This window comes from Paraburkholderia phenoliruptrix, assembly GCF_902859825.1.
Lineage (GTDB): Bacteria > Pseudomonadota > Gammaproteobacteria > Burkholderiales > Burkholderiaceae > Paraburkholderia > Paraburkholderia phenoliruptrix.
The window spans coordinates 158,286-181,442 of the sequence record NZ_CADIKB010000006.1; the positions used below are offsets into that span (position 1 = coordinate 158,286).

At 66.7% G+C, this 23,157-nt stretch carries 25 protein-coding genes; 11 read left to right on the forward strand and 14 right to left on the reverse strand.

Annotated elements, in window-relative coordinates; genetic code table 11:
* Positions 1-8 precede the first annotated feature (8 nt).
* Positions 9-695 (reverse strand): GNAT family N-acetyltransferase, encoded by a 687-nt coding sequence (locus tag HV711_RS09620; RefSeq protein ID WP_035484439.1) that lies wholly within the window; start codon positions 693-695, stop codon positions 9-11.
* 352 nt (positions 696-1,047) lie between these two features.
* On the opposite strand from HV711_RS09620, the gene HV711_RS09625 reads away from it, so the two are divergent.
* Positions 1,048-1,521, forward strand: coding sequence for a hypothetical protein (locus HV711_RS09625; protein WP_014973529.1), 474 nt, complete (start codon positions 1,048-1,050; stop codon positions 1,519-1,521).
* Between the two features lie 37 nt (positions 1,522-1,558).
* Here HV711_RS09625 and HV711_RS09630 read toward each other — a convergent pair whose 3' ends face one another.
* The 11 genes from HV711_RS09630 to sctU form a co-directional block, all read right to left on the reverse strand.
* The gene (locus HV711_RS09630; RefSeq protein ID WP_028359961.1) at positions 1,559-2,026 is read right to left on the reverse strand and encodes a CesT family type III secretion system chaperone; all 468 of its coding nucleotides are present in this window, start codon (positions 2,024-2,026) and stop codon (positions 1,559-1,561) included.
* A gap of 184 nt (positions 2,027-2,210) precedes the next feature.
* Positions 2,211-2,375 (reverse strand): hypothetical protein, encoded by a 165-nt coding sequence (locus HV711_RS09635; RefSeq protein ID WP_006047110.1) that lies wholly within the window; start codon positions 2,373-2,375, stop codon positions 2,211-2,213.
* A gap of 108 nt (positions 2,376-2,483) precedes the next feature.
* Positions 2,484-2,744: a hypothetical protein gene (locus HV711_RS09640; protein ID WP_013592503.1), complete on the reverse strand. Its 261-nt coding sequence runs from the start codon at positions 2,742-2,744 to the stop codon at positions 2,484-2,486.
* Positions 2,745-2,751: 7 nt separating this feature from the next.
* Positions 2,752-4,065, reverse strand: a complete 1,314-nt coding sequence (locus HV711_RS09645) for a hypothetical protein (protein WP_035484440.1) — start codon at positions 4,063-4,065, stop codon at positions 2,752-2,754.
* A gap of 147 nt (positions 4,066-4,212) precedes the next feature.
* Complete coding sequence (locus tag HV711_RS09650; RefSeq protein WP_244142672.1) at positions 4,213-5,016, reverse strand: hypothetical protein; 804 nt, start codon at positions 5,014-5,016, stop codon at positions 4,213-4,215.
* 80 nt (positions 5,017-5,096) lie between these two features.
* Positions 5,097-5,360 (reverse strand): type III secretion system export apparatus subunit SctS, encoded by a 264-nt coding sequence (gene sctS, locus HV711_RS09655; RefSeq protein ID WP_035484442.1) that lies wholly within the window; start codon positions 5,358-5,360, stop codon positions 5,097-5,099.
* Between the two features lie 38 nt (positions 5,361-5,398).
* Entirely contained in the window at positions 5,399-6,049 is a 651-nt protein-coding gene (sctR, locus tag HV711_RS09660) for a type III secretion system export apparatus subunit SctR (RefSeq protein WP_013592500.1), read from the reverse strand.
* Positions 6,033-7,388: a type III secretion system cytoplasmic ring protein SctQ gene (gene sctQ / locus HV711_RS09665; protein WP_035484443.1), complete on the reverse strand. Its 1,356-nt coding sequence runs from the start codon at positions 7,386-7,388 to the stop codon at positions 6,033-6,035. Before sctQ ends, sctR begins: the two co-directional genes overlap by 17 nt.
* 57 nt (positions 7,389-7,445) lie before the next feature.
* On the reverse strand, positions 7,446-8,135 hold the full coding sequence (sctP, locus tag HV711_RS09670) for a type III secretion system protein SctP (protein ID WP_035484444.1): 690 nt from the start codon (positions 8,133-8,135) through the stop codon (positions 7,446-7,448).
* 29 nt (positions 8,136-8,164) lie between these two features.
* Complete coding sequence (sctV, locus tag HV711_RS09675; RefSeq protein ID WP_028359967.1) at positions 8,165-10,261, reverse strand: type III secretion system export apparatus subunit SctV; 2,097 nt, start codon at positions 10,259-10,261, stop codon at positions 8,165-8,167.
* On the reverse strand, positions 10,245-11,366 hold the full coding sequence (gene sctU / locus HV711_RS09680; protein ID WP_035484445.1) for a type III secretion system export apparatus subunit SctU: 1,122 nt from the start codon (positions 11,364-11,366) through the stop codon (positions 10,245-10,247). Before sctU ends, sctV begins: the two co-directional genes overlap by 17 nt.
* Before the next feature lie 436 nt (positions 11,367-11,802).
* Between sctU and HV711_RS09685 the strand changes: the two genes are divergently transcribed.
* The 9 genes from HV711_RS09685 to sctC all read left to right on the forward strand — a co-directional run bounded on the left by HV711_RS09685 (position 11,803) and on the right by sctC (position 20,327).
* Entirely contained in the window at positions 11,803-12,378 is a 576-nt protein-coding gene (locus HV711_RS09685; RefSeq protein WP_028359969.1) for an HrpB1 family type III secretion system apparatus protein, read from the forward strand.
* Between the two features lie 68 nt (positions 12,379-12,446).
* Positions 12,447-12,845, forward strand: a complete 399-nt coding sequence (locus HV711_RS09690; RefSeq protein WP_013592494.1) for a type III secretion protein HrpB2 — start codon at positions 12,447-12,449, stop codon at positions 12,843-12,845.
* Positions 12,846-12,848: 3 nt separating this feature from the next.
* Complete coding sequence (sctJ, locus tag HV711_RS09695; RefSeq protein ID WP_051224699.1) at positions 12,849-13,697, forward strand: type III secretion system inner membrane ring lipoprotein SctJ; 849 nt, start codon at positions 12,849-12,851, stop codon at positions 13,695-13,697.
* Positions 13,697-14,665 (forward strand): type III secretion protein HrpB4, encoded by a 969-nt coding sequence (locus HV711_RS09700; RefSeq protein WP_035484469.1) that lies wholly within the window; start codon positions 13,697-13,699, stop codon positions 14,663-14,665. The genes sctJ and HV711_RS09700 overlap by 1 nt, the downstream gene beginning before the upstream one ends.
* The gene (sctL, locus tag HV711_RS09705; RefSeq protein WP_035484448.1) at positions 14,650-15,498 is read left to right on the forward strand and encodes a type III secretion system stator protein SctL; all 849 of its coding nucleotides are present in this window, start codon (positions 14,650-14,652) and stop codon (positions 15,496-15,498) included. Before HV711_RS09700 ends, sctL begins: the two co-directional genes overlap by 16 nt.
* A gap of 47 nt (positions 15,499-15,545) precedes the next feature.
* Entirely contained in the window at positions 15,546-16,907 is a 1,362-nt protein-coding gene (sctN, locus tag HV711_RS09710; protein ID WP_035484450.1) for a type III secretion system ATPase SctN, read from the forward strand.
* Between the two features lie 4 nt (positions 16,908-16,911).
* The gene (locus tag HV711_RS09715) at positions 16,912-17,451 is read left to right on the forward strand and encodes a type III secretion protein (RefSeq protein ID WP_035484452.1); all 540 of its coding nucleotides are present in this window, start codon (positions 16,912-16,914) and stop codon (positions 17,449-17,451) included.
* Between the two features lie 39 nt (positions 17,452-17,490).
* Entirely contained in the window at positions 17,491-18,306 is an 816-nt protein-coding gene (sctT, locus tag HV711_RS09720; protein ID WP_035484455.1) for a type III secretion system export apparatus subunit SctT, read from the forward strand.
* A 188-nt stretch (positions 18,307-18,494) separates the two neighbouring features.
* Complete coding sequence (gene sctC / locus HV711_RS09725) at positions 18,495-20,327, forward strand: type III secretion system outer membrane ring subunit SctC (protein WP_035484457.1); 1,833 nt, start codon at positions 18,495-18,497, stop codon at positions 20,325-20,327.
* An 89-nt stretch (positions 20,328-20,416) separates the two neighbouring features.
* Here the strand turns inward: sctC and HV711_RS09730 are convergent, their stop codons facing one another.
* Together HV711_RS09730 and HV711_RS09735 are read right to left on the reverse strand one after the other, a co-directional pair.
* The gene (locus HV711_RS09730) at positions 20,417-21,427 is read right to left on the reverse strand and encodes a response regulator transcription factor (RefSeq protein WP_035484460.1); all 1,011 of its coding nucleotides are present in this window, start codon (positions 21,425-21,427) and stop codon (positions 20,417-20,419) included.
* Positions 21,428-21,566: 139 nt separating this feature from the next.
* Positions 21,567-21,707, reverse strand: a complete 141-nt coding sequence (locus HV711_RS09735) for a hypothetical protein (protein ID WP_157097445.1) — start codon at positions 21,705-21,707, stop codon at positions 21,567-21,569.
* Between the two features lie 332 nt (positions 21,708-22,039).
* Between HV711_RS09735 and HV711_RS09740 the strand changes: the two genes are divergently transcribed.
* Positions 22,040-23,125 (forward strand): aromatic ring-hydroxylating dioxygenase subunit alpha, encoded by a 1,086-nt coding sequence (locus HV711_RS09740; RefSeq protein WP_035484461.1) that lies wholly within the window; start codon positions 22,040-22,042, stop codon positions 23,123-23,125.
* Positions 23,126-23,157: the final 32 nt, after the last annotated feature.

Genomic DNA, 23,157 nt, shown 5'->3' on the forward strand with positions numbered 1-23,157 from the left:
GCGTCGAATCACGAAGCGGCGATGTGCGGCTGCTGCGCATGCGTCGGCGTATTTGCCGTGTCGTCGGCGGCGCCGGCTTCGAGGCCCGCGTCCAGCGCCGCGTATTCGCTGAGCCAGCGTGTCGCGGGCGTCTCCTCGGGCGCCTGCAGCGGCCGCGTCATTGCATAGAGGTAGCTGTCGCCCGCCAGCAGGCCGAGATTGGGGCGGCATTCGTAATGGGTCAGCTTTGCTTCGAGCGTAAAGCCGAGTTTTTCCATACTGCTGTGCGCATCGCCGTCCACGGCGCAATACGCGTAAATGCGCAGAATCGGCGGCTGGGCGAGCATCCACGCCAGCAGCTTGCGCAGCGCATGCAGGCCGGCGCGTCGGCGGCGCGCACCGCCGCACCGGCTGATCATCACGCCCACTTCGACGCGCGGCGGGTGCGGCAGCAGTTCGATCATGCCGGTAAGCCGGCCGCTCGCACGGTCCTCGAGCACCCAGCGGATCAACTCGCCGCTCCGCCAGCCTTGCGCGGAATCCTCGATGAAGGCAAGCGTCTCGTCGATCTGCGTGTGACGTCTGAAACTGAGGTGGCGTGTCGTGGCGACGTCGCCGAGCATTTCGTCGAAGAGCGCTTTAGCGTCGCGCGGCTCGGGCGGCCGCATCAGCAAATCGGCGGATTCGATCAGGGCGGGAAAGCGGAAGGGGGACATCGGCGATCTCCACGCGGCGCTTGATGCGGATTTGATGCGGATTTGATGCGGATTTGATGCGGGTTGGATCCGAGTTGAAGCCATTGTCGTTGCGAAGCTGCACCACAGATCGCAGAGCCTGCGAAGACGCGCGCGAGAATGCGAAAGTGCACAAGGGCAAGCGCGCAGGGCAAATCGCGGACCGGAACCCGCCAACGCAAACCCCAGCCGTGCGCCGACACGTACCCCTCGCCGCGCTTCGCATCGCCTGCCGTCGTTTCGCACGACGGGAACCTGTCGCGCCGGCGCAGGCTAAGGTGCCCTCATGGCGGCACACGTCGGTTTGCCGCGCCGAACCTGGGAGACTCCAACCGTGAGCAGCAAAGCCATTGCCGCATTGCCGGCGGCGAGCGTCGGCGGCATAGAGCGCGTGCATGACGGCGCGACGCACGAGAAAACCGCCAGGGGCGCCGCGCTCGTGCCGACGCGCGTCAAGCTCGTCGGCGAACTCGCGCTGCTGCGCGATCTTGCTCCGCCGCAAGGGCCGGGCGGGCCGCCCGGAACCGCCAGGTTCAGCCTGTCGCGCAAGGGCGGCGATAATCTGCCGGTACTGCGCAAGCCGAGCGTCGTGGTGATCCAGCCGGGCGCGGCGCGCATGGGCGACGACGTCGCGTCTTCGTGGACCCGCACGCTGCCCGTTCGCCAGGTGCAAACGCAATTTTCCGAAGCGCCTTCGGTTGAAGAGAGCGCATTCGACGCAACCGCCGCGAGAGAAATGCTCGCCAACCTAGCGGTGCTGGCCGAATTCACCAAGCACGTCGGCGAGATCATTCACGGCGCAACGTGATGACGCGGCGGCCGAGCGGCTGCGCGCCTGCTTCGCATCACGCGCGCAGCCACGTGAACTCGCCCGCGACAATCCCCTCGAACATCTCATCCGTCGATTCGATAATGCTCTTGCGCCAATAGCGGCCATGCTCCGCGTAATGCGCGAGCAGATCGGCAAGGGCGGCGCCGTCGACGTCGTAGGTCATCGGCACGCGCAGCACGAGCACGATGCCTCCCGTATCCGTGTCGAGTCCGAGCTGGGCCTGGTCCTGCGCATAGATCAGCAAGTTGGCTTCCAGCATTAGCCGGAACACGACCAGCGTGCGGCCGGCCGTCACCGTGCCGTAATGAAAATTGGCGTACAGCGCGTCGAGGTCGTTCTCGAAGTGTTCGAGCCGCACGTCGAAGCCTTCCACCTCGATGGAGCGCGTCTGCAAGACGTGCTCGGCATCCGCGAGACCGACTGTCGCGCACAGGTCGCGCACCAATGCCGCATAGCGCTCGGAACGATCGTTGGTGTCCACGTGGAAGGCCCGCGCAACTCAGTCACATTCTGCCGACGACGCAAAGAGCCGGCACGCGGCGAACCGCGAGCCGGCCGTTGAAATACCGCGATTGCGGCAACCGGCGGCGCACAGCAAACCTTTGAGCCGGTCCATGCCGGCTCGCGCCGGCCTGGCCGTGCCCGTTCGCCGCGCGGTCGACGGTTCAGTGTCCAGTGCCGCCCTGGATCGTCTGACCCGCGGTTTTCATGGTGTTGGCCACCGCACCTGCCAGCGACATCTGCAGCGTGGCCTGAGCCGCGCCGATGGCAGCCGTGCTGCCTTGTGCCGCCATGCCGGTGATCGCACCCATTGCTGGACCGATAGACATAAGACCTCCTCGTTTTCGGGTTAAGAAGACATGCTGCCCTGTGTGACAGCCAGCCGCCGCCGCACAGCGCGAGCCTCGTGTCCGGCGCTTGCGCCGGTGGCGCGCCCTTCAGGCCGCGCCGCGTTTGTCCGCGAGCTGACCGACGATGCGTCCCGCGGCAAGCAGACCGCGATAGAGTTTCGCCAGATCGTTGCGGTCGAGCTCCGTTGCGCCGTGCGCTTCGCCCACGTTTTTCGCGGTCGCCTCCAGCGCCTCGCGGATCGCGGCAAGCCGCGGACCGCCTGCGGGGTCGGCGAGCGTCTTTTGCAGATCGTTGAAGTCGGCGGCGCACGCTTCGAGCGGTGCGTAGATGTTCGATGTCGGGGTCATGGGAACCTCACTTCGGTAGCGGCAAATAGGCGGTAGTGTTCGCCGCGCGGGTGGCGGGCGAGGGCGGCGTCGACGGAGTGTCCTCGACCGGCTGCATCACGCCACGCGCGGCGCCGCTCGTGACAATCTGCGAGCCGGCGGCAGGCGTGTCATCCGCAAGTCTGGCGCCGGCCGTTTGCTCGGCGCTGCTTTTCGCGGCGGCCTCGGCGTTGCCGTGCGTATCGGCGGGAGCGTTCGCAGCAGCGGCCGCCGACGCAGCCGGATCTTCCGGCAGCGTATAGATATGCTTGACGCCGTCGGGCGTCTGTCCGTACCGCACGTCGTCGGAGGACATCAGGAAGGAGAACGAAGGCGCCGAGGGCATCGTGTCCTCCGCTTGGGCAACGCGTACGCGCACGTCCTTCACGTTGTCGCTGAGATCGTGGCGCATTCGCGCAACGGCCGCTTCCACGTCGTGCGGATTCGCAGCCTTGCCGCTGATTTCGAAGGTGCCGCGCCCGGTGTACGCGACCTTGAGCCCCTCCAAGGCGAGCGAATCCGCGATATTGCGCACGTCGTTCTGCGCGATGTCGTAATGGCGCGCGATGCGGTTCGGCGACATCCGCATGAGCATCTTGCGCACTTGCGTGTCTTCATCAGCGGTCGCGACCATGCCGCTCACGGTCACCGTGGAGCCGCGCGCCTGTGCGTGCAGCTCCTTCAGATGCGCGGCGGCCAGCTCCAGATTCACCCGCTGTGCGAGGTCGCCGGCGTCGCGCGGCAACGCGGCGCGGCTGACCGCCGTGGTCAGCATCACCGAACCGATCACGAGCACCGCGCCGAGCATCGCGCAGGCGGACACGATGCCGGTCATTCTGCGGCGGCGCGAGCGCTCGGCGGCGCGGCGCGCTTCGTCCGGCTTCACAAGCAGCGTGGAGAGCAGATCGAGATCGCTCGGCCACGCGGCGTCGTCGGAGCCGATGCAGATGACCGTATCGCCGAACTGCATCGGCACGAACTCGAGCAGGATGACCGTGCCCGGCTCGTCATCGCCTTCCGATGCACGCACGTCGTCGGTTTTCGCCGCGTTGCTGTCGTGCCGGATGCTTTCGTTAGCGGCGAACCCGGACTCGACTTCGCCCTCTGACGCGGCCATGACCGGCGTCAAGCGGCGCGCGCTCACCACGCCGCCGGCTTCGACGACAAGCGACACCTCGTCGCCGCGCCAGTCGGAGATGCGGATGTCGGCATCGTCGTCCGCGCCGATCCGGTGCGCGCCGGCGCCAAGACGCAGTTCCGCGCCGGCATGCACGCCAGTCAGGATACGCAGCAGCTTCGTCATGGAAAGCCCGTTGAAGGAATGATGCGGCGCACGGCGGCACGCCTTTCGACACTTACTCTAGCCGCCGCCGATGACGTTCCAGCACACAATGCGAAGCGGATACATGGAAAGCGAAACTGCGCGCACAGGCGCCCCAGGCGCGATGCATCAGCTGCGCCCGGCCGCCATGAGCGCCGCGCCGCGCTGCACGATGCGCACGTTCATCGCGCGCTCGCGCATGGGCAAGGTCGAGGGCCTGCCGTACGCGAGCAGCAGCAGCGGCAACAGCAGATTCAGCCTGCCGGCGCGGCTAATTCGTTCCGTGGATGCGCGGCCTTCCACGGGCGCATGGCAAGCGCCCGCGCCTCGCGTTCGCGACGCGTCGATGAGACGCTGCCGCCACGCGGCGAGGCTCGCATCGCCGGGTGCACCGGTGTGTAACTGCACGCCTAGCAGGTCGATGAAGCGTTCGTGCAGCAACGCGTCGAGCGGCGCGTGCGGACGCGCGGCGGCCTCGTCGCGCAAGGCGAGCAGCGTGTCGCACCAGAGGCGCGGCAGCGTGTCGTGGAGATCGGTCGAAGGCGCTCGTGCCGCGACGAATGTCTGCAGTGCGTGAGGCGCTGCACGCGCGATCGCCGTGTGCCCGCCGCACGCGCGAAACCGCGGGCGCGGTGCGTGATCGTCGCCTTCCGCGCCATCGCGCCCGTCATGCGATTGACCGCCGCTGCCGCGCCCGCCGCCTGCGTCGCGCGTGATACGGACCGCGTCGCCGGCCTCTGACGCATGCTCGCTCGCAGCGTTGCCGGTCGCGACGAAGGGCCGCCGCCCGCCCGCGCGGTGCGCTGCCTGGCGCTTGCGCGCGTTGAGCCCCGCGAGCTTGCGTGCGAGCAGCGAACCGCGCAATGCCGCTTGCTGCGCGCGGCCATAGTTGAAGGTCGTCGTGCCGCGATACAGCACCGCGAAGCGGGGCACGGCCGGCTGCTGCGAAGGTGCGCGAGCGGCATCCGCGTGCGCCGTTGGCGAGGCCGTAGCGACAGGTGTGACGACACGCGTCATTGCGGCACCGCCGTGTGCATGATTTCGTTCGCGAAATGCAACAGCGCCGCCGCCGAAAACGGCGCGGCGATCACAATCGCTAGCGTGACCGCGATCAGCTTCACGCCGTGCGAGAGCGTCTGATCCTGCATCGACGTGATGGCCTGCAGGAACGACACGCCAAGTCCCACCAGCGCGGCCACGATCACAATAGGTAGCGAAATGTACATGCACAGCAGCATGCCCTGCGTCGTGAAGCGTACGAGCGTGTCGATATCCATCTGCCGATCTCTCCGGTTGGCTAGCCAGCAGGGCCGCGCTAGCGATAGGTCATCACGAGGCCGTGAATCAGAGTCGACCAGCCGTCCATCACGACGAACAGCAGCAGCTTGAACGGAATGGCCACGTTGGTCGGCGTCACCTGGTTCAGACCCATGGCGAGCAGCACATTGGCGATGATCAGGTCGATGACGATAAAGGCGATGTAGAGCAGAAAGCCGATCTTGAACGCGTCGGTCAACTCGGTCAGCGTGAAGGCGGGCGCGAGCACGATGAGGTCGTTCTCGTGCAGGCTGGCGGCGGCGTCCTTCGGCCACACCACGTTCGCCGAGCGGATGAAGAAGCGTTTCTCGCGTTCGTTCGTGTGCTTCTGCAAGAACGTGCGGAACGGTTCGCGCGCGGCGCTGAACACCTGGATCAACGCCTGAGTGGGCTGGCCGGCAATGGCCTGCCCCTGCATGGACTGCATGGCCTGCATGCCGACCGGCGCCATCACGTAGAGCGACACGAGAATCGCGACGCCGTTGAGCACCATGTTGGGCGGCACCTGCTGCACGCCGAGCGCATTGCGCAGCAGGCCGAGCACGACGACGATCTTCGCGTACGAGGTGACGACCATCGCGACGAAAGGCACGAGGCTGATCGCAACGATGACGATCAGCAGTCCCGTGATGTCACTGAACTGGACCATCGCCGTGCGCCATGCGCAGAATGCGGATGCCGAGATGGTCGCCCACGGTAACGAGTTCGCCGTACCCGATGGTCTGGCCATGCGTGACCAGCTTGAGCTGCGCTTCGGCGACCGGCGTCGGCAGTTCGAGCACATAGCCGGGGCGCAGCGCGTACAGTTGCGAGAGCGGCAGCGCGACGGTGTCGACTTCGAACTGGACGGGCAGATCGAGTTCGCCGATGTCGATCGGATTCGATTGCTGATCCGGCGCGAGCAGATCGTCCGGGCGAACGGGATCCAGCTCATCGGTCATGATGGGCTCCTTCGTGAGTGAAAGCCTGCGGCCTTCCAGGTTGACTTGCGCGTGTACGCGCATGAGGCCAGGCGAGCCCCAGGCCATGGTCGCGCTGACAGGCCGCGCGATTGGCGCGGCGTGGCCGCCGGCTCCCTCGGCTGCGTGGGCTGCGTGGGCTACGCCGGCTTTGTCGACATGACCCGCGCCGTTCTCCTGCAGCAGCGCGCGCAAATGGCCCGGCAGCGAACGCAGCAGGACGTCGCCCGGTTCGAGTGCGCGCAACGTGTCGACGGGCAGGCGCCGCGACCCGAGTATCAGACGTCCCGGCATCATGCAGCCGCCCAACTCCGATGCACTGGCATCTCTTCGCGACGAACTGTGCGCCGCAACAGCATTCGCCGTCCACGTGGCCGCCCGGGCGGCGTGCAAGGCTTCGAGCGCCTCGACGACGGCCGCCGCGACCCGCACGCGCGCGCGGTGCCGTGTTCCGTCAAGCGAGAAAGTGGCGTCGAATGCCGCGCTATTCCCGGCGTCGGCTTCCTTGAGCGCGTGCGACCCGCTGTGCGCAAGCTGCGCGACGTGCATGGCGCCAAGGCCGAGCGCAGCGAGGTGCGTAAGGAGCGGCGCGAGCAGCACGCCGGCGACCGCGGTCCGCAACGCACGCGCGGTGTCGCCGGGCACCGGTGCGCGCGAGCCGTCGGGCAGCGCGGCAATGGCGAGCGCGGGGAACGCGGCGAGATCGAACAGCACGCGGATCGCGCCGGCCGGATGGGCGAGATCGAGTACGCCCGGCTGTTCGAAAGATGCGCGCGTGTCATGGGCCTCGTCTTCCACGCTCGCTTGCCATTCGACGACAGCCGCGTCGCGCTCGAGACACTGCGCGCTGCCCGCATGGCAGACGAGCCGCGCAAGGCGCGCCGTGAGCGGCGGCACGGCGGGCAGCGGCAGAGGGGCGATGGGTGCCGTATGTGCGGAGACATGCAAGCGGGCGTCCAGCGCGGCATGCGAGGCTGGCTCTTCGGCGGCAACATCCAGCCCTGGCATTTCGGCAATCGAATAACCCATGCGGCGTCGGTTCAAGGATGCGGCCTGCGTCGGCCGGGATCAACGATGGCGGCGCGCTCACCACACCGTCAGCTCGATGTCGCGTGGCGTGCCCCACGCGTTCAGCAGCGCAGCGAGCTCGCGTTCGAGCATCGCACTGTGGTCGAAGAGTAACTGCCGCGTTTCGATGCCGCGCGTGTCGAACCGAAGCGACAACCAGAAACGCGAAAGGGAGAGATACAGCGTCGTGTCCGGCAGAATGCGCTCGTCGAGTGCAATACGCACTTCCCAGTTGCCGGCGTCACCGATGGCCGGGTCGGCGCAGAAAGCCGCGACCTCTCGCGCGAGCGAGCGGGCCAGTTCGAGAAAGTGACCTTGCGTGCGAAAGAGGGCGTCGACGGCAGGCATCGTCGCCGCCGGCAAACGCTGCAGCAGCGCGTCGTGCGCGGCCATGGCGGCTGCCGATGCCAACGCGCCGTCCTCTGGCGCATCGGCCTCGGGGCCGGCGCTCGAATCGTGGGCGTGGCCATCCCGCTTGCGCAGCGCGTGCGCGCTGTTCCGGGCGTGTCCGCTTTCTTCGCCCGCACAGTCCGCTTGCGTTGCCGTCGCCGCTTCCTCGAATGACACGGGAGCGCGCTGCGCGCGCGCGCGGCGTACGAGGGCCGCGTAATCGAAGCGCCGCGCGCGCGCGGCGTCGGCATCGGCGGCGGGGCGCTCTCCGGCGTCCGAGGTAATGATGCGCAGCGGCCGCGGTTCGATAAGGGTCATGAGCGTGAACGTGAATGACGCCGGCGCGGCTAGATCGTCACGCGGCCGAGCGGCTGCAGTTCGACGTGCTCGGCGAGTTCCTGATACGAGTACACGGCGAGCCAGCCGAGCCGCGCCTCGATCATGCGGCGCACGTAGCGGCGAATGTCCATCGACGTGACGAGCGCGACGCCGTCACGCGGCGTATCGCCGACAAAAGACTGGATCCGGTCGATCAGGAAACCGACTTCGTCGGGCGGCAGCGCGAGGAAGTTGCCCGTCGGCGTCTGCTTGATGGCCTGGCGGATATGCTGTTCGACCGGCAGATCGAACAGCACCGCGGGCAATTGCCGCCCCGCGCCCGCCGCGCGATGCGCGAGAAAGCGCGCGAGGTCCCCGCGCACATATTCGGTCAGCATCAGCATGTCCTTTTCTTTCGCGCCCCACACGACGAGACTCTCCAGAATATTGCGGACGTTGCGAATCGGAATCTGCTCTTCCAACAGCCGCCGCAGCACGTCGGCAATGCGCTGCGGCGGCAGCACTTTCTGCACTTCCGCGACGAGACCGGGATATTCGGCGTTCTGCTGATCGAGTATCCACTGCACTTCCTGAATGCCGAGAAAGAGCGACGCGTGCTTGCGCAACATCGCCACGGAGGCATGCGCGATCACCTGCTCGGCGCGCCACGCCGGTTGCTTCGGCGGCAAGCTCTTTTCGTCGATCCACCATGTGGGCCCCGGACCGCCGTCGAGTCCGCGGCGCTTTTCAGCCCGCGCATCGGCGCCGGCGGCGAGCGTTTCGGCGTCGGCGGAAAGCGGCTCGCGCGTGCCGGTGAGCGCCGGGTCCGGCAGCATCACCTTGCCGGGCGGCAATTCGATCGCGCAATAGGGCACGTCGTGCATCAGCAGTTCGCAGCTCGATGCGGGCAATGCGTCGCTCGTCCACATCGTGATGCCGGGAAACGGCAAGCCGAGATACTCCTGCAGACGTGCGCGTTCCGTTTCAAACGAGCGGTCGAGCGCGGCGGTCGACAGGCGCGCGACCAGGTCGGGCGAAATACGCACGCCGAGCGGACAGGTGAATTGCGGCGCGCGCGTGAGGATGGCGGGCGTCTCCGCTTTCGAGCCGGCGCGCTGCATTGCGTTGACGGCTTCGCCGGCATGCGTCGTGGCCGCGGGCTTGCGCTTGCCGAGCCGGTGGCCGCAAAACGCGAGGATCGCCGCGAGCAGCAGGAACAGCGAACTCGGGAAGCCGGGCACGGCGGCGAAGCCGAGCAGCAGCAGGCTCGCGAAGTAGAGCGCGCGGGCGCTGGCCGAAAGCTGCCGGCCGATTTCGTCGCCGAGCGACAGCGGTCGCGCGTCGCGTTCGTCGGAGACACGCGTGATCATCACGCCCGCGGCCACCGAGAGCAGCAGCGAGGGAATCTGCGAGACCATCGCGTCGCCGACCGAGAGAATCGAAAAGCGGTTCGCCGCCTCGCCCGCCGACATGTCGTGATACGCGACGCCCACCGCAATGCCTGCAATGATATTGATCAGCGTGATGATGAGCCCGGCCACCGCGTCGCCCTTGACGAACTTCATCGCGCCGTCCATGCCGCCGTGCAGCTGGCTTTCGACCGCCAGCGTGGCGCGCTTGCGGCGAGCCTCTTCGGGCGTGAGCAGATTCGCGCGCAAATCGGCGTCGATGCTCATCTGCTTGCCGGGCAACGCGTCGAGCGTGAAGCGCGCGCCGACTTCGGCCACGCGTTCGGAGCCCTTCGCGATCACAATGAACTGCACGGTCGTGATGATGACGAACACGACCATGCCGACCACGAGGTTGCCGCCCACCACCAGCTCGCCGAAACTTTCGATGATATTGCCCGCATCCGCATGCAGCAGGATCGACTTGGTCGATGCAATGTTGAGCGAGAGACGGTACAACGTGGTGAACAGCAGCAGCGACGGAAACACGGAAAGCGACACCACGTTCGGCACATACATGGTCACCATCAACAAGGTCACGCTGATCGTGATGTTGATGGCGAGCAGGATGTCGATGAGAAACGGCGGCAGCGGCAGGATCATCAGCGAGATGATCGCGACCACCAGCATCGCGATGCCGATTTCGCCGCCGGCGGGCAGCTTAAGTGTCTTGAACATTGCGGCTTTCCAGGTTGTCGCGCGAGTCGCGCGTGGGCGTGCCGCCCTGGTTTTCCATGTGGCGTGCGCCGATCGCGTCGACCCAGCGCAGGATCGCGGCGACGGTCTCGAACAGTTCCTCGGGAATCGGCTCGTCGAGGCCGACCTTGTAGAGCGCACGCGCAACCGGCGGATTGCCGATGATCGGCACGTTCGCATCACGCGCGAAGCGCCGCAGTTGCGCCGCGCTTTCGTCCATGCCGCGCGCGATCACGAGCGGCAGCGGATGCTCGGCCGGCGCATAGCGGATCGCGACCGCGTAGTGCGTCGGGTTGACGATGAGCGCATTCGCGAAGCCGACGCGCTGCGCGGGCGCGGCCGAGGTCGCGAACTCGCGCGCGAGCTTCTTGCGCTCTGCCTTGATCTTCGGGTCGCCGTCCATCTGCTTGCGCTCCCGCTTGACTTCGTCTTTCGACATCTTCAGCTTGCGCAGGAACAGCACGCGCTGCAGCTTGACGTCGACCACACCGATTACGATGAAGACCGCCACGGCCACAGCAAACACTTTGATCACGAGCGACCAGAAGAGCTTCGACAATTCCGGCAGCGGCTGATAGAGCGAACCGACGATCAACGGCAGAATCCACTTGATGGTGAACCACATCACCGCGCCGATGATGGCCGCCTTGATCACCATCTTCACGAGGTCGATGACCGTGCGCCACGAGAAAATCCGCTTGACGCCGTCGACGGGGCTCACGTGCTTGAGATCGGGCACGACCGGCTTGGTCGCGATCTGAAAGCCCACTTGCGGCATCAGCGCGGCCACCGCCGCCAACGCCGCTGCCCCGACGCAGGGCACGATGACGATCAGCGCCTCTTTGCCGAGATCGAAGAGCTTGCCGAACATGAGCGGCTCGTCATGGCGGCCCGACGCGAATTCGAGCGCCGTGCTCACAATCGAGCGCAGCGCACCGCCGAAGTTCGCGGCCGCGAACGCGAGCACGCCCACGACGGCGGCCATCGTCGCGGCATCGACGAGGTCGGTGCTCTTCGACGTCTCGCCGTCCTTGCGCGTGTCGCGCAGCCGTTTGTCGGTGGGCTGCTCGGTCTTTTCTTCGCTCATGAGTTCCTGCTCGGGTCACCGGCTGCGCGTCGTCCTGTTCTGCCTCGTCGCATGCGATGCCCGACGCGCGACGCTCCTTCGTAGCCCGACGGTAACGGGCCGTTCGCCACCGGGTGACGCGGATGCGAAGCCCGCATGCGGCAAACGAAGCGACGCTCCCGGCGCGGTGCGCGGTGCGCGGCGCGACGCGACAGGAGCCGGCGTGGCCCGGCGTGACAAGCGCGCGTTCGCCGCAATCTCATGCGAGCCGCCTCGCTCGCGACGCGCATCCAACCTGTTCGCGCGCTTCGCGTGGATCACGCTCGCTTCGTATCGCGCATGTGCCGGATTACCGCGGACGGTATCCTGGTGCATCGCTGCGCGCCGCACTGCCGATGCCTTGTTCGGCCGCGTGCGCAGTGCTTCGTCGACAAGTCCATCAGCAGGAGTTCTCGCCATGAGTACCGCCACGCCGGATTACCTCAACTGCAGTCAGGCCATCGTGGGCGGTCTGATCGACACGCTGTCCTGCGCGCTGCTCAACAATTTCCCCACCCTCGAAGCGGATCCGTACGACATCGAACTGACACTGGACGCGCTGCGTTTGTTGCGTCCGCGCATGGCCGAACTGGATACGATGGAAGCCGTGCTCTACATGCAGCGCGGCCACTGGGACGACGCCATTCGTGTGTTTTCGCGCGTGATCGAAGGCGCGCCGCATTTCTCGTATGCGAAGGCGCTGCTCGCGTTTTGCCTCTCCGTGAAGGGCGATACCGGCTGGCGGCAATGGGCGAGCGCCGCGCTCGCGCAGAATCCGGATCGCGACACGCGGCAGCTCGTGCGCGCCCTCGAAGCCCGCGACGACCTGCGCGAGGCGATTCGCGTCTATCGCAACGGCGGCACGTTCGAAGTGCCGCTGTCGATCACCTCGCTCAACGACGAGCTGCCGCAGGAGCCGCCCGTCGTCGCCGCGCCGCCGCCCGCCGCCGCTCACAACGAGGCGCTCGCGCAGCAGGGCTATCTGCGTATCTGAATGCGTATCTGAATCCGGCGGGCGGCGCAGCGGCGTCGTCGGGAACCCCTCATTCAAAGAGGCTGAGCATGGCACTGTCCGTCACGAACCAGCAGATCGCGGCCGCGTTGCAAGCGGCTGCGCCCGCGGCGCACGCGGCCGGCGGCGACGCATCGCTGCAACAGGCCGGCGACCGCTTCAAGGCGTTGATGCACAACCCGCGGATGGCGCCGCCCAATCACGGCGACGACATGAGCACCAATGTGATCGCAAAGATGGCGGCGTCGCAGGACGCGGAGATCCAGAAGTCCGTGAACGACGTGCTCGCGCTGTCAGGCGACGCGAACCGCATGTCGGTGCAGGAAATGACCGCCGCCGCGATGAAGGCGACGCTCGAACTCGCCAGCACGCAGCTCGACATGGAGGCCAAGATGGGCGTGGTCAACTCGTCGAAGTCGTCGGTCGAAACGTTGATGAAGAATCAATAGGCGATGCGGGAACTCAAGCACAAGACGCATGCGGCGGCGCGGCCATTCGCTCGCGCAGTGCGCGCGGGCGCGCTCGGGCTGGCGCTGGCCGGCTGCATGGTGCTCGCCGGCTGCCAGAAGGAGCTGTATCGCAACCTGACCGAACAGGATGCGAACGAGATGGTCGTGGCGCTGCTGGAGCAGGGCGTCGATGCGTCGAAGAGCACGGTCGACAACGGCAAGACCTGGACGCTCGAGGTCGACGACAAGCAACTGGTTCGCGCCATGCAGGTGCTGCGCGAGCGCGGTTTGCCGCACAACCGCTACGACGATCTGGGCAGCCTCTTCAAGAAGGACGGCCTCGTCTCCACGCCGACCGAGGAGCGTGTGCGCTTCATTTACGGCCTGTCGCAGGAACTCTCGGCGACCCTCTCGAAGATCGACGGCGTGATCGTCGCGCGCGTGCAGATCGTGCTGCCCAACAACGACCCGCTTGCGCAGCAGATGAAGCCGTCGTCGGCCTCGGTGTTCATCAAGTACCGGCCCGATTCCGATGCGAGCGCGCTCGTCCCGCAGATCAAGACGCTGGTGATGCACAGCGTGGAAGGCCTGACCTACGACGCGGTCAGCGTGACCGCCGTGGCCGCCGATCCCGTCGACCTGGCGAAGCCCGCGCCGGTGCAGAGCTCGCCGCTGCCCACGTTGATTGCAGCGGCGCTGGTGTTGCTCGCCGGCGCCGCGAGCCTGTTTCTGTGGCTGCGGCGCGGCATGCCGGCGCAAGGCCCGGCCGCTCCGCTCCAGGTGCGGATTCACGCGCGAATCCATGCGCTCGCCGGCAAGTGGCGCCGCGCGAAACCTTCTTCGGCGGCGTGATGACGGTGTCCACGTTTTCCTTGTCTGCGGTTGCGGAAGCGGTCGGCACGGGAGGTCAGGCAGTGCCCCCCGCGGCGTTCCCGTTTTCGCGCACCGCCGCCGCGCTCGCCGCGTGGCAGCGCAACGCGCACGAGGCCGCGCGCTGGGCGCATCCGTCGTGGTGGGCACCGGCACTCGACGTCGCGCCTGAGGCCATGTCCGCCTCCTTCGACGCTCTCTTCGACGCGCTGGCGGGCGCGCAAGCCGGCGCGCTGGCGGCCTGTTCGCGGGCACTGTTGCGCGCGGCGCAGGTGCCGATGCCGGGCTTCGAGAGCCTGCGCGCGCCCAATCCCGTCGTGCTCGACGCTTTGCCGGTGCACGACGGCCTGCGGGTGCTGCGCATGCGCGCACTGCTGTTGCGCCGTGCGGAGGTGCGGCGGTTGATCGACAAACCGAGCCGGCGCCGCCTCGCGCAATGGGTCGGTGTGCCGCTGGAGCGGATCGGAGCCGCGCCGACGCAGGTCGCCGCGGCGCCGGCCAGGGGACCGGCGCATGCGCCGGCTCCTGTTCCGGCTCACGTGTCTGATGCGACGCGCCTCGTCGCGCGAGGACACTTGCCTCCGCTCGAGGAAATCGACGGCGAGCGGCTTGCCTGCGAAGGCTATGCGCTGATTGCGCGCGATAGGCAGGAGGCGGCGCAGTCCGCCATGTCCACGCAAGCATCAGGCGAAGCCAGGCGTCAGGGAGAACGCGAAAAGCCGCGCGAGGCAGCGCGTCACGGCGAGCCCGAGGAGCACGAGGAATACGACGAGCCGCGCCACCGGCCCCGCGCGCCTTGCCCGTGTCCGCTGCTGCGGCTCGCGCTGCCGCGCGACCTGCCGCCGCTGTGGCCGGCCGCCAGCGCCCGCGAACTCGACGCGGGCGGCACCACGCTGCTCTTTGCGCAACTTCCCGAACTGCTTCCGGAGTGGGCATGGCTATTTGGCTGAGATCGGACCGGCTGCTGCACGCCGCCGATGGCATCCACGGCGATGTGCGCGGCGCTGGGCATGTCGGCGCGCACGCGGACGTGGTGCCGCGTGCCGCCTTCGGGGCGTTGCTGGAGATCGACGCCGCCTACGCGCAACTCGCCGCCGACCGCGACAGCACGCTCGCCGCCGCGCGCGACGAAGCCGCGGCGATCGTCGCCGCTGCCCGTGCGGAAGCCGGGACGATTCGCGAGGCCGCGCACGACGAGTACGAGCAGGCGGCGACACGCGGTTACCGCGACGGCGAAGAGCGCGCGCTTGCGGACTGGGTCGAGCGGCTCGCGCAGGCCGGCGCCGGGCAACGCAAAGCACAACTGAAAATGCGCGAGCGGATCGCGAGCATCGTGACCGTGGCCGTCGAGCAGATCGTGCAGGTGCAAGAGGCCGATCAGCTGTTCGAGCGGGCGCTGTCGGCGGTGGACCGCATCGTCGAGGGCGCGACGTGGCTGCGCGTCGCCGTGAGCCCCGTCGACTACGACAAGGCCTGTGTGGCCTTCGAACGGCTTGGCGCGCGCTGGCGCGACGTCGGCAGGCCGTTCCCGTTGTCGGTCATCGCGGACAAGCGGCTCGCGGCGGGCAGTTGCCTGTGCGAGTCGGATTTCGGCGCAATCGACGCGAGTCTCGCGACACAAATGCGGGCGATGCGGCTCGCGGTTTCGCGGGCGCTCAAGCAGTCAGCCGGCGAACTGGATGAAGGTGCGCCATCTCTTGCGCCGCATACCGCGATGGCTGGGAACGACACCGCCGAACTCGCTGAGGCAGGCGACGGCTGGGCCGACGAGGGCTGGCAATGACCCCGCCCGGCGCGGCCCATCTGTCCCGGATGCACCGCGAGCCCCGCATGCACGACGCCGGGGACGCGGACGACGCGCTGCTGCCGCTTTTCGATGCCGAGCGCCTCGCCGATGCGATTGAACACGAGATCCTCTCGACCGCGAGCGTCGCGCGAAGCGGCAAGGTGCTCGAAGTCATCGGCACGCTCGTCAAGGTGGCCGGGCTGGATGTCACGCTCGGCGAGCTGTGCGAACTGCGCGCGGCGAACGGCAAATTACTTCAGCATGCCGAAGTAATCGGTTTCACGCGCGATGTCGCGCTGCTGTCGCCGTTTTCGCGGCTCGCCGACATTTCGCGCTCGACGCGCGTCGTGGGCCTCGGCCGTTCGCTGACGGTGCCGGTCGGCGACAGCTTGCTCGGCCGCGTGATCGACAGCCTCGGCGAGCCGATCGACGGACTCGGACCACTGGGCGCCACCGAACAACGCCCGGTGTTCGCGAACCCGCCTTCGCCGATGAGCCGGCGCATGATCGACACGCCGCTCGCCACCGGCGTACGCGTCGTCGATGGCATGATGACGCTCGCGGAGGGACAGCGCATGGGCATCTTCGCGCCCGCGGGCGTCGGCAAGAGCACGCTGCTCGGCATGTTCGCGCGCGGTGCGCAATGCGACGTGACGGTGATCGCACTCATCGGCGAGCGGGGCCGCGAAGTGCGCGAGTTCGTCGAGCTGATTCTCGGGGCCGAAGGCATGGCGCGATCCGTCGTGGTGTGTGCGACGTCGGACCGTTCGTCGATCGAGCGCGCGAAGGCGGCGTATGTCGCGACCGCGATTGCCGAGCACTTCCGCGACCGCGGACAGCGCGTGCTGCTGATGATGGATTCGCTCACGCGCTTTGCGCGCGCGCAGCGCGAGATCGGCCTCGCCGCCGGCGAGCCGCCCGCGCGGCGCGGCTTCCCGCCGTCGATCTTCGCCGAATTGCCGCGGCTTCTCGAGCGCGCCGGCATGGGCGAGCACGGTTCGATCACGGCGCTCTACACGGTGCTCGCCGAGGACGAATCGGGTAACGATCCGATTGCCGAGGAAGTGCGCGGGATCGTCGACGGACACATGATCCTGTCGCGCGAAATCGCCGCCAAAAACCAGTATCCGGCGATCGACGTGCTGGCGAGCCTGTCGCGCGTCATGCCGCAGGTGATGACGCCGGATTACGTGCGCGCCGCGGCCCGCCTGCGCGAACTGCTCGCGAAGCATCGCGAGGTGGAGATGCTGTTGCAGATCGGCGAATATCAGCCGGGCGGCAACCCGCTCGCCGACGAGGCGATTCGCAAGATCGACGCGATCCGCGCGTTCTTCAATCAGGCGACGCATGAACTGGCCGCGCCGCAGGACACCGAGGCGCGGCTTTTCCAGTTGGCCAACGGCTGACCCGATGAGCGCGACGCCCAGCCCCGAGACGACACGTCGGCGCGTGAGCGCGCTGCAGTTGACGCTCGCTCGCCGCGAGCGGCTCGAGCGCCGTCTGCAGGCCGGCCTGATTGCCGCGCGCGAAGCCCATGCCGGCGCGCTTGCGGCGCGCGACGCGCAACTCGCACGCACAGAGGCGGAACGCGAGCAGCTGCGCGGTTTTCACGCGAGGATCGCGCGCATGATGACAGGCGGCAACACGTTCCAGTTAGCCGATCTGAACGCGACGATGCGCTATGCCGATGTCGTCGCCGTGCGCGTGCAGCAGACGGAAGCGGAACTGGCCGCGCTCGAAACGGTATTGCGCGGCAAGGCCGACGAGCTTGCCGCCGCCACGCGCGCGCTGGCGCTCAACCGCAGCCGTCTCGATCTATGCAGCGAGCGCATTGCCGGGTTGCGCGTCTCGCTTGAGCGCCATACGGCCGACGCGGCCGACGAGGAAGCGGAAGAAGCGGCGCTGGCGCGTTTGCATTGTTGTACACGAGTGCATGGTGCGACGCCATGAGATTGCCGCCCCACAGTTCAACTTGGTTAGTCATCCATAATGTATGACACGCTCACCACGCTGCCGCAGTTCGGCGCCACGCTGATTCGCTCGCTGACGGTGCTCGGCGTGTGCTCCGTGCGGCTCTTCGTGATGCTCTACCTGTTTCCGCCCACCGCGGACGGCATCCTGCAAGGCGTGGTGCGCAACGGCATCGTGCTTCTGTTCAGCTCGTTTATCGCTTACGGTCAGCCAGTTTCGCTCTATACGTCGCTGACCGGCACGGCGCTCGTCGTCATCGGCTTGCGCGAGGCGGCCATCGGACTGCTGCTGGGGTTCGCGGCCTCCACGGTGTTCTGGGTGGCAGAAGGCGCCGGCATTTACGTCGACGATCTGGCCGGTTACAACAACGTGCAGATCACCAACCCGCTGCGCGAGGAACAGTCCACGCCAACGGGCACGCTGCTCGCACAGGTGGCGAGCGTCGCGTTCTGGACCTTCGGCGGCATGACCTTCCTGCTCGGCGCGCTTTATGAGTCGTATCACTGGTGGCCGCTGACCGCCGCGACGCCGGTGCCCGCGAACGTGCTGGAAAGCTTTGTTCTGCAGCAGACCGATTCGCTGATGCAAACCACCGCCAAGCTCGCCGCGCCGATGATGCTGATGCTGCTGCTCGTCGATTTTGCGTTCGGCTTCGCGGCGAAGTCGGCGCAAAAACTCGAACTGATGACGCTCAGTCAGCCGGTGAAGGGCGCGCTCACGGTGATGATGCTCGCGCTCTTCGTGGGCATTTTCGTCGACCAGGTCCGCGACCAGCTGGTGCTGTCGGGTCTTCGCGAGCAGTTGCGCACGATCGCCGGCGCGGTTCGCCACTAGGCCCATTAGACCGATTCGGCCCATCAGGCCGCGTGCCGGCCACGCGAATCCTCAACACTCCTCAAATGCGCGCGAACCGTCAGATTTGTTGAGGATGTGCTTCACACGCTTCGATACATTGGGCATCGCCGCGTCGCGTTGCACGATGCGCGGCTCATCCCTCGACCATCGTGGACATCGTGGAACCCATGAACAACAAACGGCTCATGCTTGCTGCCCGGCTGGCAGCGTCTCTTGCCTTCGCGTTGCCCGCCTTGCTCGCGGCGCCCGCGCAAGCCGCGGCTATCCACTGGCGCAGTGCCGTGGTCCACGTCAGCGCCGAAGGGCAGGACGTGAAAGACGTGCTGCGCGATTTCACTGCCGGACAAGGTGTGCCCGCAACGATTTCGGGCGACGTGCACGGCACCGTGAGCGGCCGCTTCGACATGCCGCCGCAGCGTTTTCTCGACACGCTCGCGTCGAGCTTCGGCTTTGTGTGGTTTTACGACGGCAGTGTGCTGTCCATCAGCGACGTGAACACCGTCACGCGGCGCGTGATCAAGCTCGATCATGCGAGCGCCGCCGATCTGCGCTCGGCGCTTGCACAACTGCGCATTGAGAACTCGCGCTTTCCGATCACTTACGACGAGAATCAGGCGACGGCGCTCGTGAGCGGCCCGCAGGCGTACGTGCAGCTCGTCGCCGAAGTGGCGCGGCGTCTGGACGACAATGCCGCGCAGCGCACGGGCTCGATGATCCGCGTGTTCCAGCTGCATCATGCATGGGCGGCGGACCATAACGTCGAGATCGACGGCAAGACGGTGACGGTTTCCGGCGTCGCGAATGTGCTGTCGGCCATGTACCATCCGCGCGAGCAGCGCGGCCGCAACGGCGCGGACAGTTACGAGCAGGCCGCGAACCGCGCCGCGCGCGAACCGACAATGCGCCGCCTGCAGCCGATGCGCGACGTCACCGGCAGTACCGACGGCGGCGGCTACGGAAGCGGCGTGAATCCGCCGCTGCCGGCCGGCATTGCCGCGAACGGCGGCGTCGCGCCCGGTATCGGCGGATTGCTGAACGGCATGGCCGCGGGCGGCGGACCCGGCATGCAGTCCGTCGGCTCGACCGATAGCGGCGACGGCGACAACGGCGGCGATACGTCGGTAAGCGGCAGCCAGACGCTGCCCGTGATCGAAGCCGATCCGCGCACCAACTCGGTTCTGATCCGCGACGTGCCGCAGCGCCTCGCCCAGTACCAGAGCCTCATCGACAAGCTCGACGTGCGGCCGCGCCTGATCGAGATCGAGGCGCACATCATCGAGATCGACGACAACGCGCTCAAGCAGATCGGTGTGGACTGGCGCGCCCACAACAGCCACATCGACATTCAGACCGGCAACGGCACGACGCAGCAGAACGGCTACAACGGCAATATCGATCCGATTTTCGGCACGCAGACGCTGTCCGACGGCACGACGGTCATCAACACGACGCCGGTGGGCGGCTCGCTCACAGCCGTGCTCGGCAACGCCGGGCGCTACCTGCTCGCGCGCGTGAACGCGCTGCAGCAGAGCAACCTCGCCAAAATCGACGCGAGCCCGAAAGTCGCCACGCTCAATAACGTCGAGGCGGTGATGGATCAAAAGACGCGCTTCTTCGTGCGCGTGTCGGGCTACACATCGGCGGATCTGTACAGCGTGTCGACCGGCGTGTCGCTGCGCGTGCTGCCGCTCGTCGTGGAGGAGAACGGCAGGACGGATATCAAGCTGAACGTTCATATCGAGGATGGTGCGATTACGTCGCAGCAGGTCGACAACATTCCGGTGATTACGACGAGCACGATCAACACGGAATCGTTCGTCGGGCAGGGCGAGAGTCTGCTGATTGCGGGCTATCGCGTCGATACGTCGACGAACGGCGAAACCGGCGTGCCGGGTCTTTCGAAGATCCCGCTCATCGGCGCACTGTTCCGCTATCGCGACGATCAGCGCAGTCATATGGAACGGCTCTTTTTGCTGTCGCCTCGCATCATCGAGTTCTAAGCGTGGGATTGCAGGCGGAGCTTCATCGGTTAGTGAGGGAGCGAATGCGGCGCGGGCGTCGTCGACGCCGCGCCGTTCCGTGTGCACACCTAACCGTCGCCGCGCGTGCGCGCGGCGAGAGCGGCTGCGCTCACCAGTGCGTACGGCGCTTTCGGCACGCCGCCCGGCGATGCCGCGAAGCCTGCTTGCGAGTCGCTCCATGAAGGCGCGTTGCGGGCGACGGCGCTGTCCGCGGCGTGCACTTCCGCGCGGGGCGGCGAGACGGGCGCAGAGGCGCGCGGCATGGGCTCCATGCAGGCCACCGCGAGGACAGTGCTGGCGTCGGCATCTTCGTGCGGCGCGCCGAACGCAGCGCTCCCGCTTTTCACTCCGCCCCTGGTTTCAGCGGTCTCATCCAGCGTGGCGTCCGCCGTGTCGGCCATTTCGATGCGGTAGCCGTGAGCGTACAGCGTGCGCAGATGCACGCCCCATGGGCCCGTCAGTTCGAGCTTTTTGCGCAGCTTGTAGATGTGCTGTTCGAGCGTGCGTCCAATGATGTCCTCGGAGCGGCTCCATACCGCTCCCGCAATCTGGCGGCGGCTCACATATTCGCCGCGCCGCGAAAACAGCAGCCACGCAATCGCGAACTCGCGCGGCGTGAGGCGCACCGCCTTGCTATCGACGTGCACGGTGCAGGTCCGGCGATCGAGCCGGTACGCGCCACATTCCAGCGTATCGCTCGAGTCGGCGCTTTGTAGTTGCACGCGCAACAGTGCGAGGTGAACCCGCAGCATGACCTCGCGGGCATCGACAGGGGAAAGCACCACGTCGTCGGCGCCCGCGTCGAACAGGCGGGCAATCGCTTCCCGGTCGTGACCCGCGCCGACCACGATCAACGGCGCGCGACGATCCGCATAACAGGCGCGCCGGGCGAGCACGGGACGCAGCGGGTTGAGACCGGTGTCGGCGTCGATCAGGATCGCGCTGTATTCGTCGCGATAGATTGCGCGCGCGAAGGCGACGTCATCGGCGAACCGGTGGCAGACGGCGCCGTCGGCTTCGAAACAGCGGCAGATCAACCCGAACAGTGTTGCGCTTCTGGTCATCACTGCAAGTTTCATTTTTCCTCCGTGCGATACCGCTCACCCGTGAAATTGGCGGGCGAGGGCGGACGTTATGGCTGGAACTGGTAAGTCGATGCGTCGGCGCGTTGATGCGATTACACAATTCGAATGACTCGACAGTAGAGGCAGCCGTCCATCAAGGATGTAACGTTTTGTTTCCCGGCATCGATTCAATCGGCTGATTGAAAAGCGGATCAGCAGAACGGCGTTTTTCATCCACCTGTTTCTCGTAGTTTGCTACGTCCGCCGTGCGTTTTTTACGCGACGGATTAAACATCGAGCCGGCCTTTCAGCTGTGAAATCTTACAGACGCGAAGCCGTGCGAAGCGGCTCAGGTCCCGTGTTGGTGGGCTTTTCCACACAAATATTACGGCAATGTAATTTACATGTAAGGTTGGCGCGTGCTTTTAGCCGCGGGCGCGAAATCTTTAAATCGCCGCGTGCAAGCGTGCGGCAGTCAGGAGACGCAGTTATTTCCGAAACGGCGTCAATGAAATTGCCAGATTGCCGCTATTTACCGCTGTGAGAATTGTTGAGCGTATTGAATTGAATATTGCCTAATATGGCCACGCCGCCGGTGAATCACCGCTTTCTGACTGGAGTGTCGCCGTGCCGTATCTGCTCAATACCTGGTATGTCGCCGCGCTATCCAGTGAGGTCACAGCGAATGCGCCGCTTGCCCGCACCTTGCTTGACGACCCAGTCGTGTTTTACCGCACGGCCGGCGGACAGGCCGTCGCGCTCGCGGACCGCTGCCCGCATCGCTTTGCGCCGCTGTCGCGCGGACGTCTTGTCGACGGCGCGCTCGAATGTCCCTATCACGGTCTGAGGTTTGGCGCCGATGGCCGTTGTGTCTTCAATCCGCATGGAAACAGAAACGGCAACGGCACGGCCAGCCCGCCCGCGCGGGCCCAGGCGCGCCATTATCCGGTGCGCGAACGTTACGGCGCGGTCTGGTTCTGGCCGGGCGATCCCGAGCGTGCGGCGCACACGCCGCTGCCAGGTTTCGACTATCTCGATCCACGCGAGAACTTCACGACCGGGCGCTATCTGCACACGCGCGCGAATTACCAGCTAAGCGCCGACAATCTTCTCGATCTGAGCCACTTTCAATACCTGCACCCCGAGACGCTCGGCAGCGAACAGATGGCGAGCGGCGTGGTACGCGCGACGGTCGCGGGCGACACCGTGTCGGTGCGTCGCGAGATGAAGGGCGAATATTTGCGGCCCATGCTCACCCAGAGCTTCAACCTGCTGTACGGCGAACGCGCCGACCGCGAGCTCGACGTGCACTGGATGCCGCCGGGCCTTCTGACCATCGTCGTGCGCATTAGCGAAAGCGGCTTGCCCGAGACAGCACGCGAAGCGAAGTCGGCGCATTGGCTTACGCCCGAAACGGCGATGAGCTCGCATTATTTCTTTGCGTTCGGTCTGCCGCGCGCCATGGGCGAGCACGGCGCGGAACTCGTCAGCCGCACGGCGCAGAGTCTTCTCGCGCCGTTTCGCGATGAAGACATTCCCATGCTCGAAGCGCAGCAACGCATGATGGGCGAGCGCGATTTCTGGTCGTTGCGACCGGTGATGCTGCCGATCGACGCAGGCGCGGTCCACGCGCGCCGCATCATGGAGCGGCTCATTGCGCACGAAGCGCAAAGCGGCACGGAGCGCGTGTCGACGGCAGAGCACGCCTCATAGCTCGCGTCTGCGGGTCATGGCGGCCGCATCAG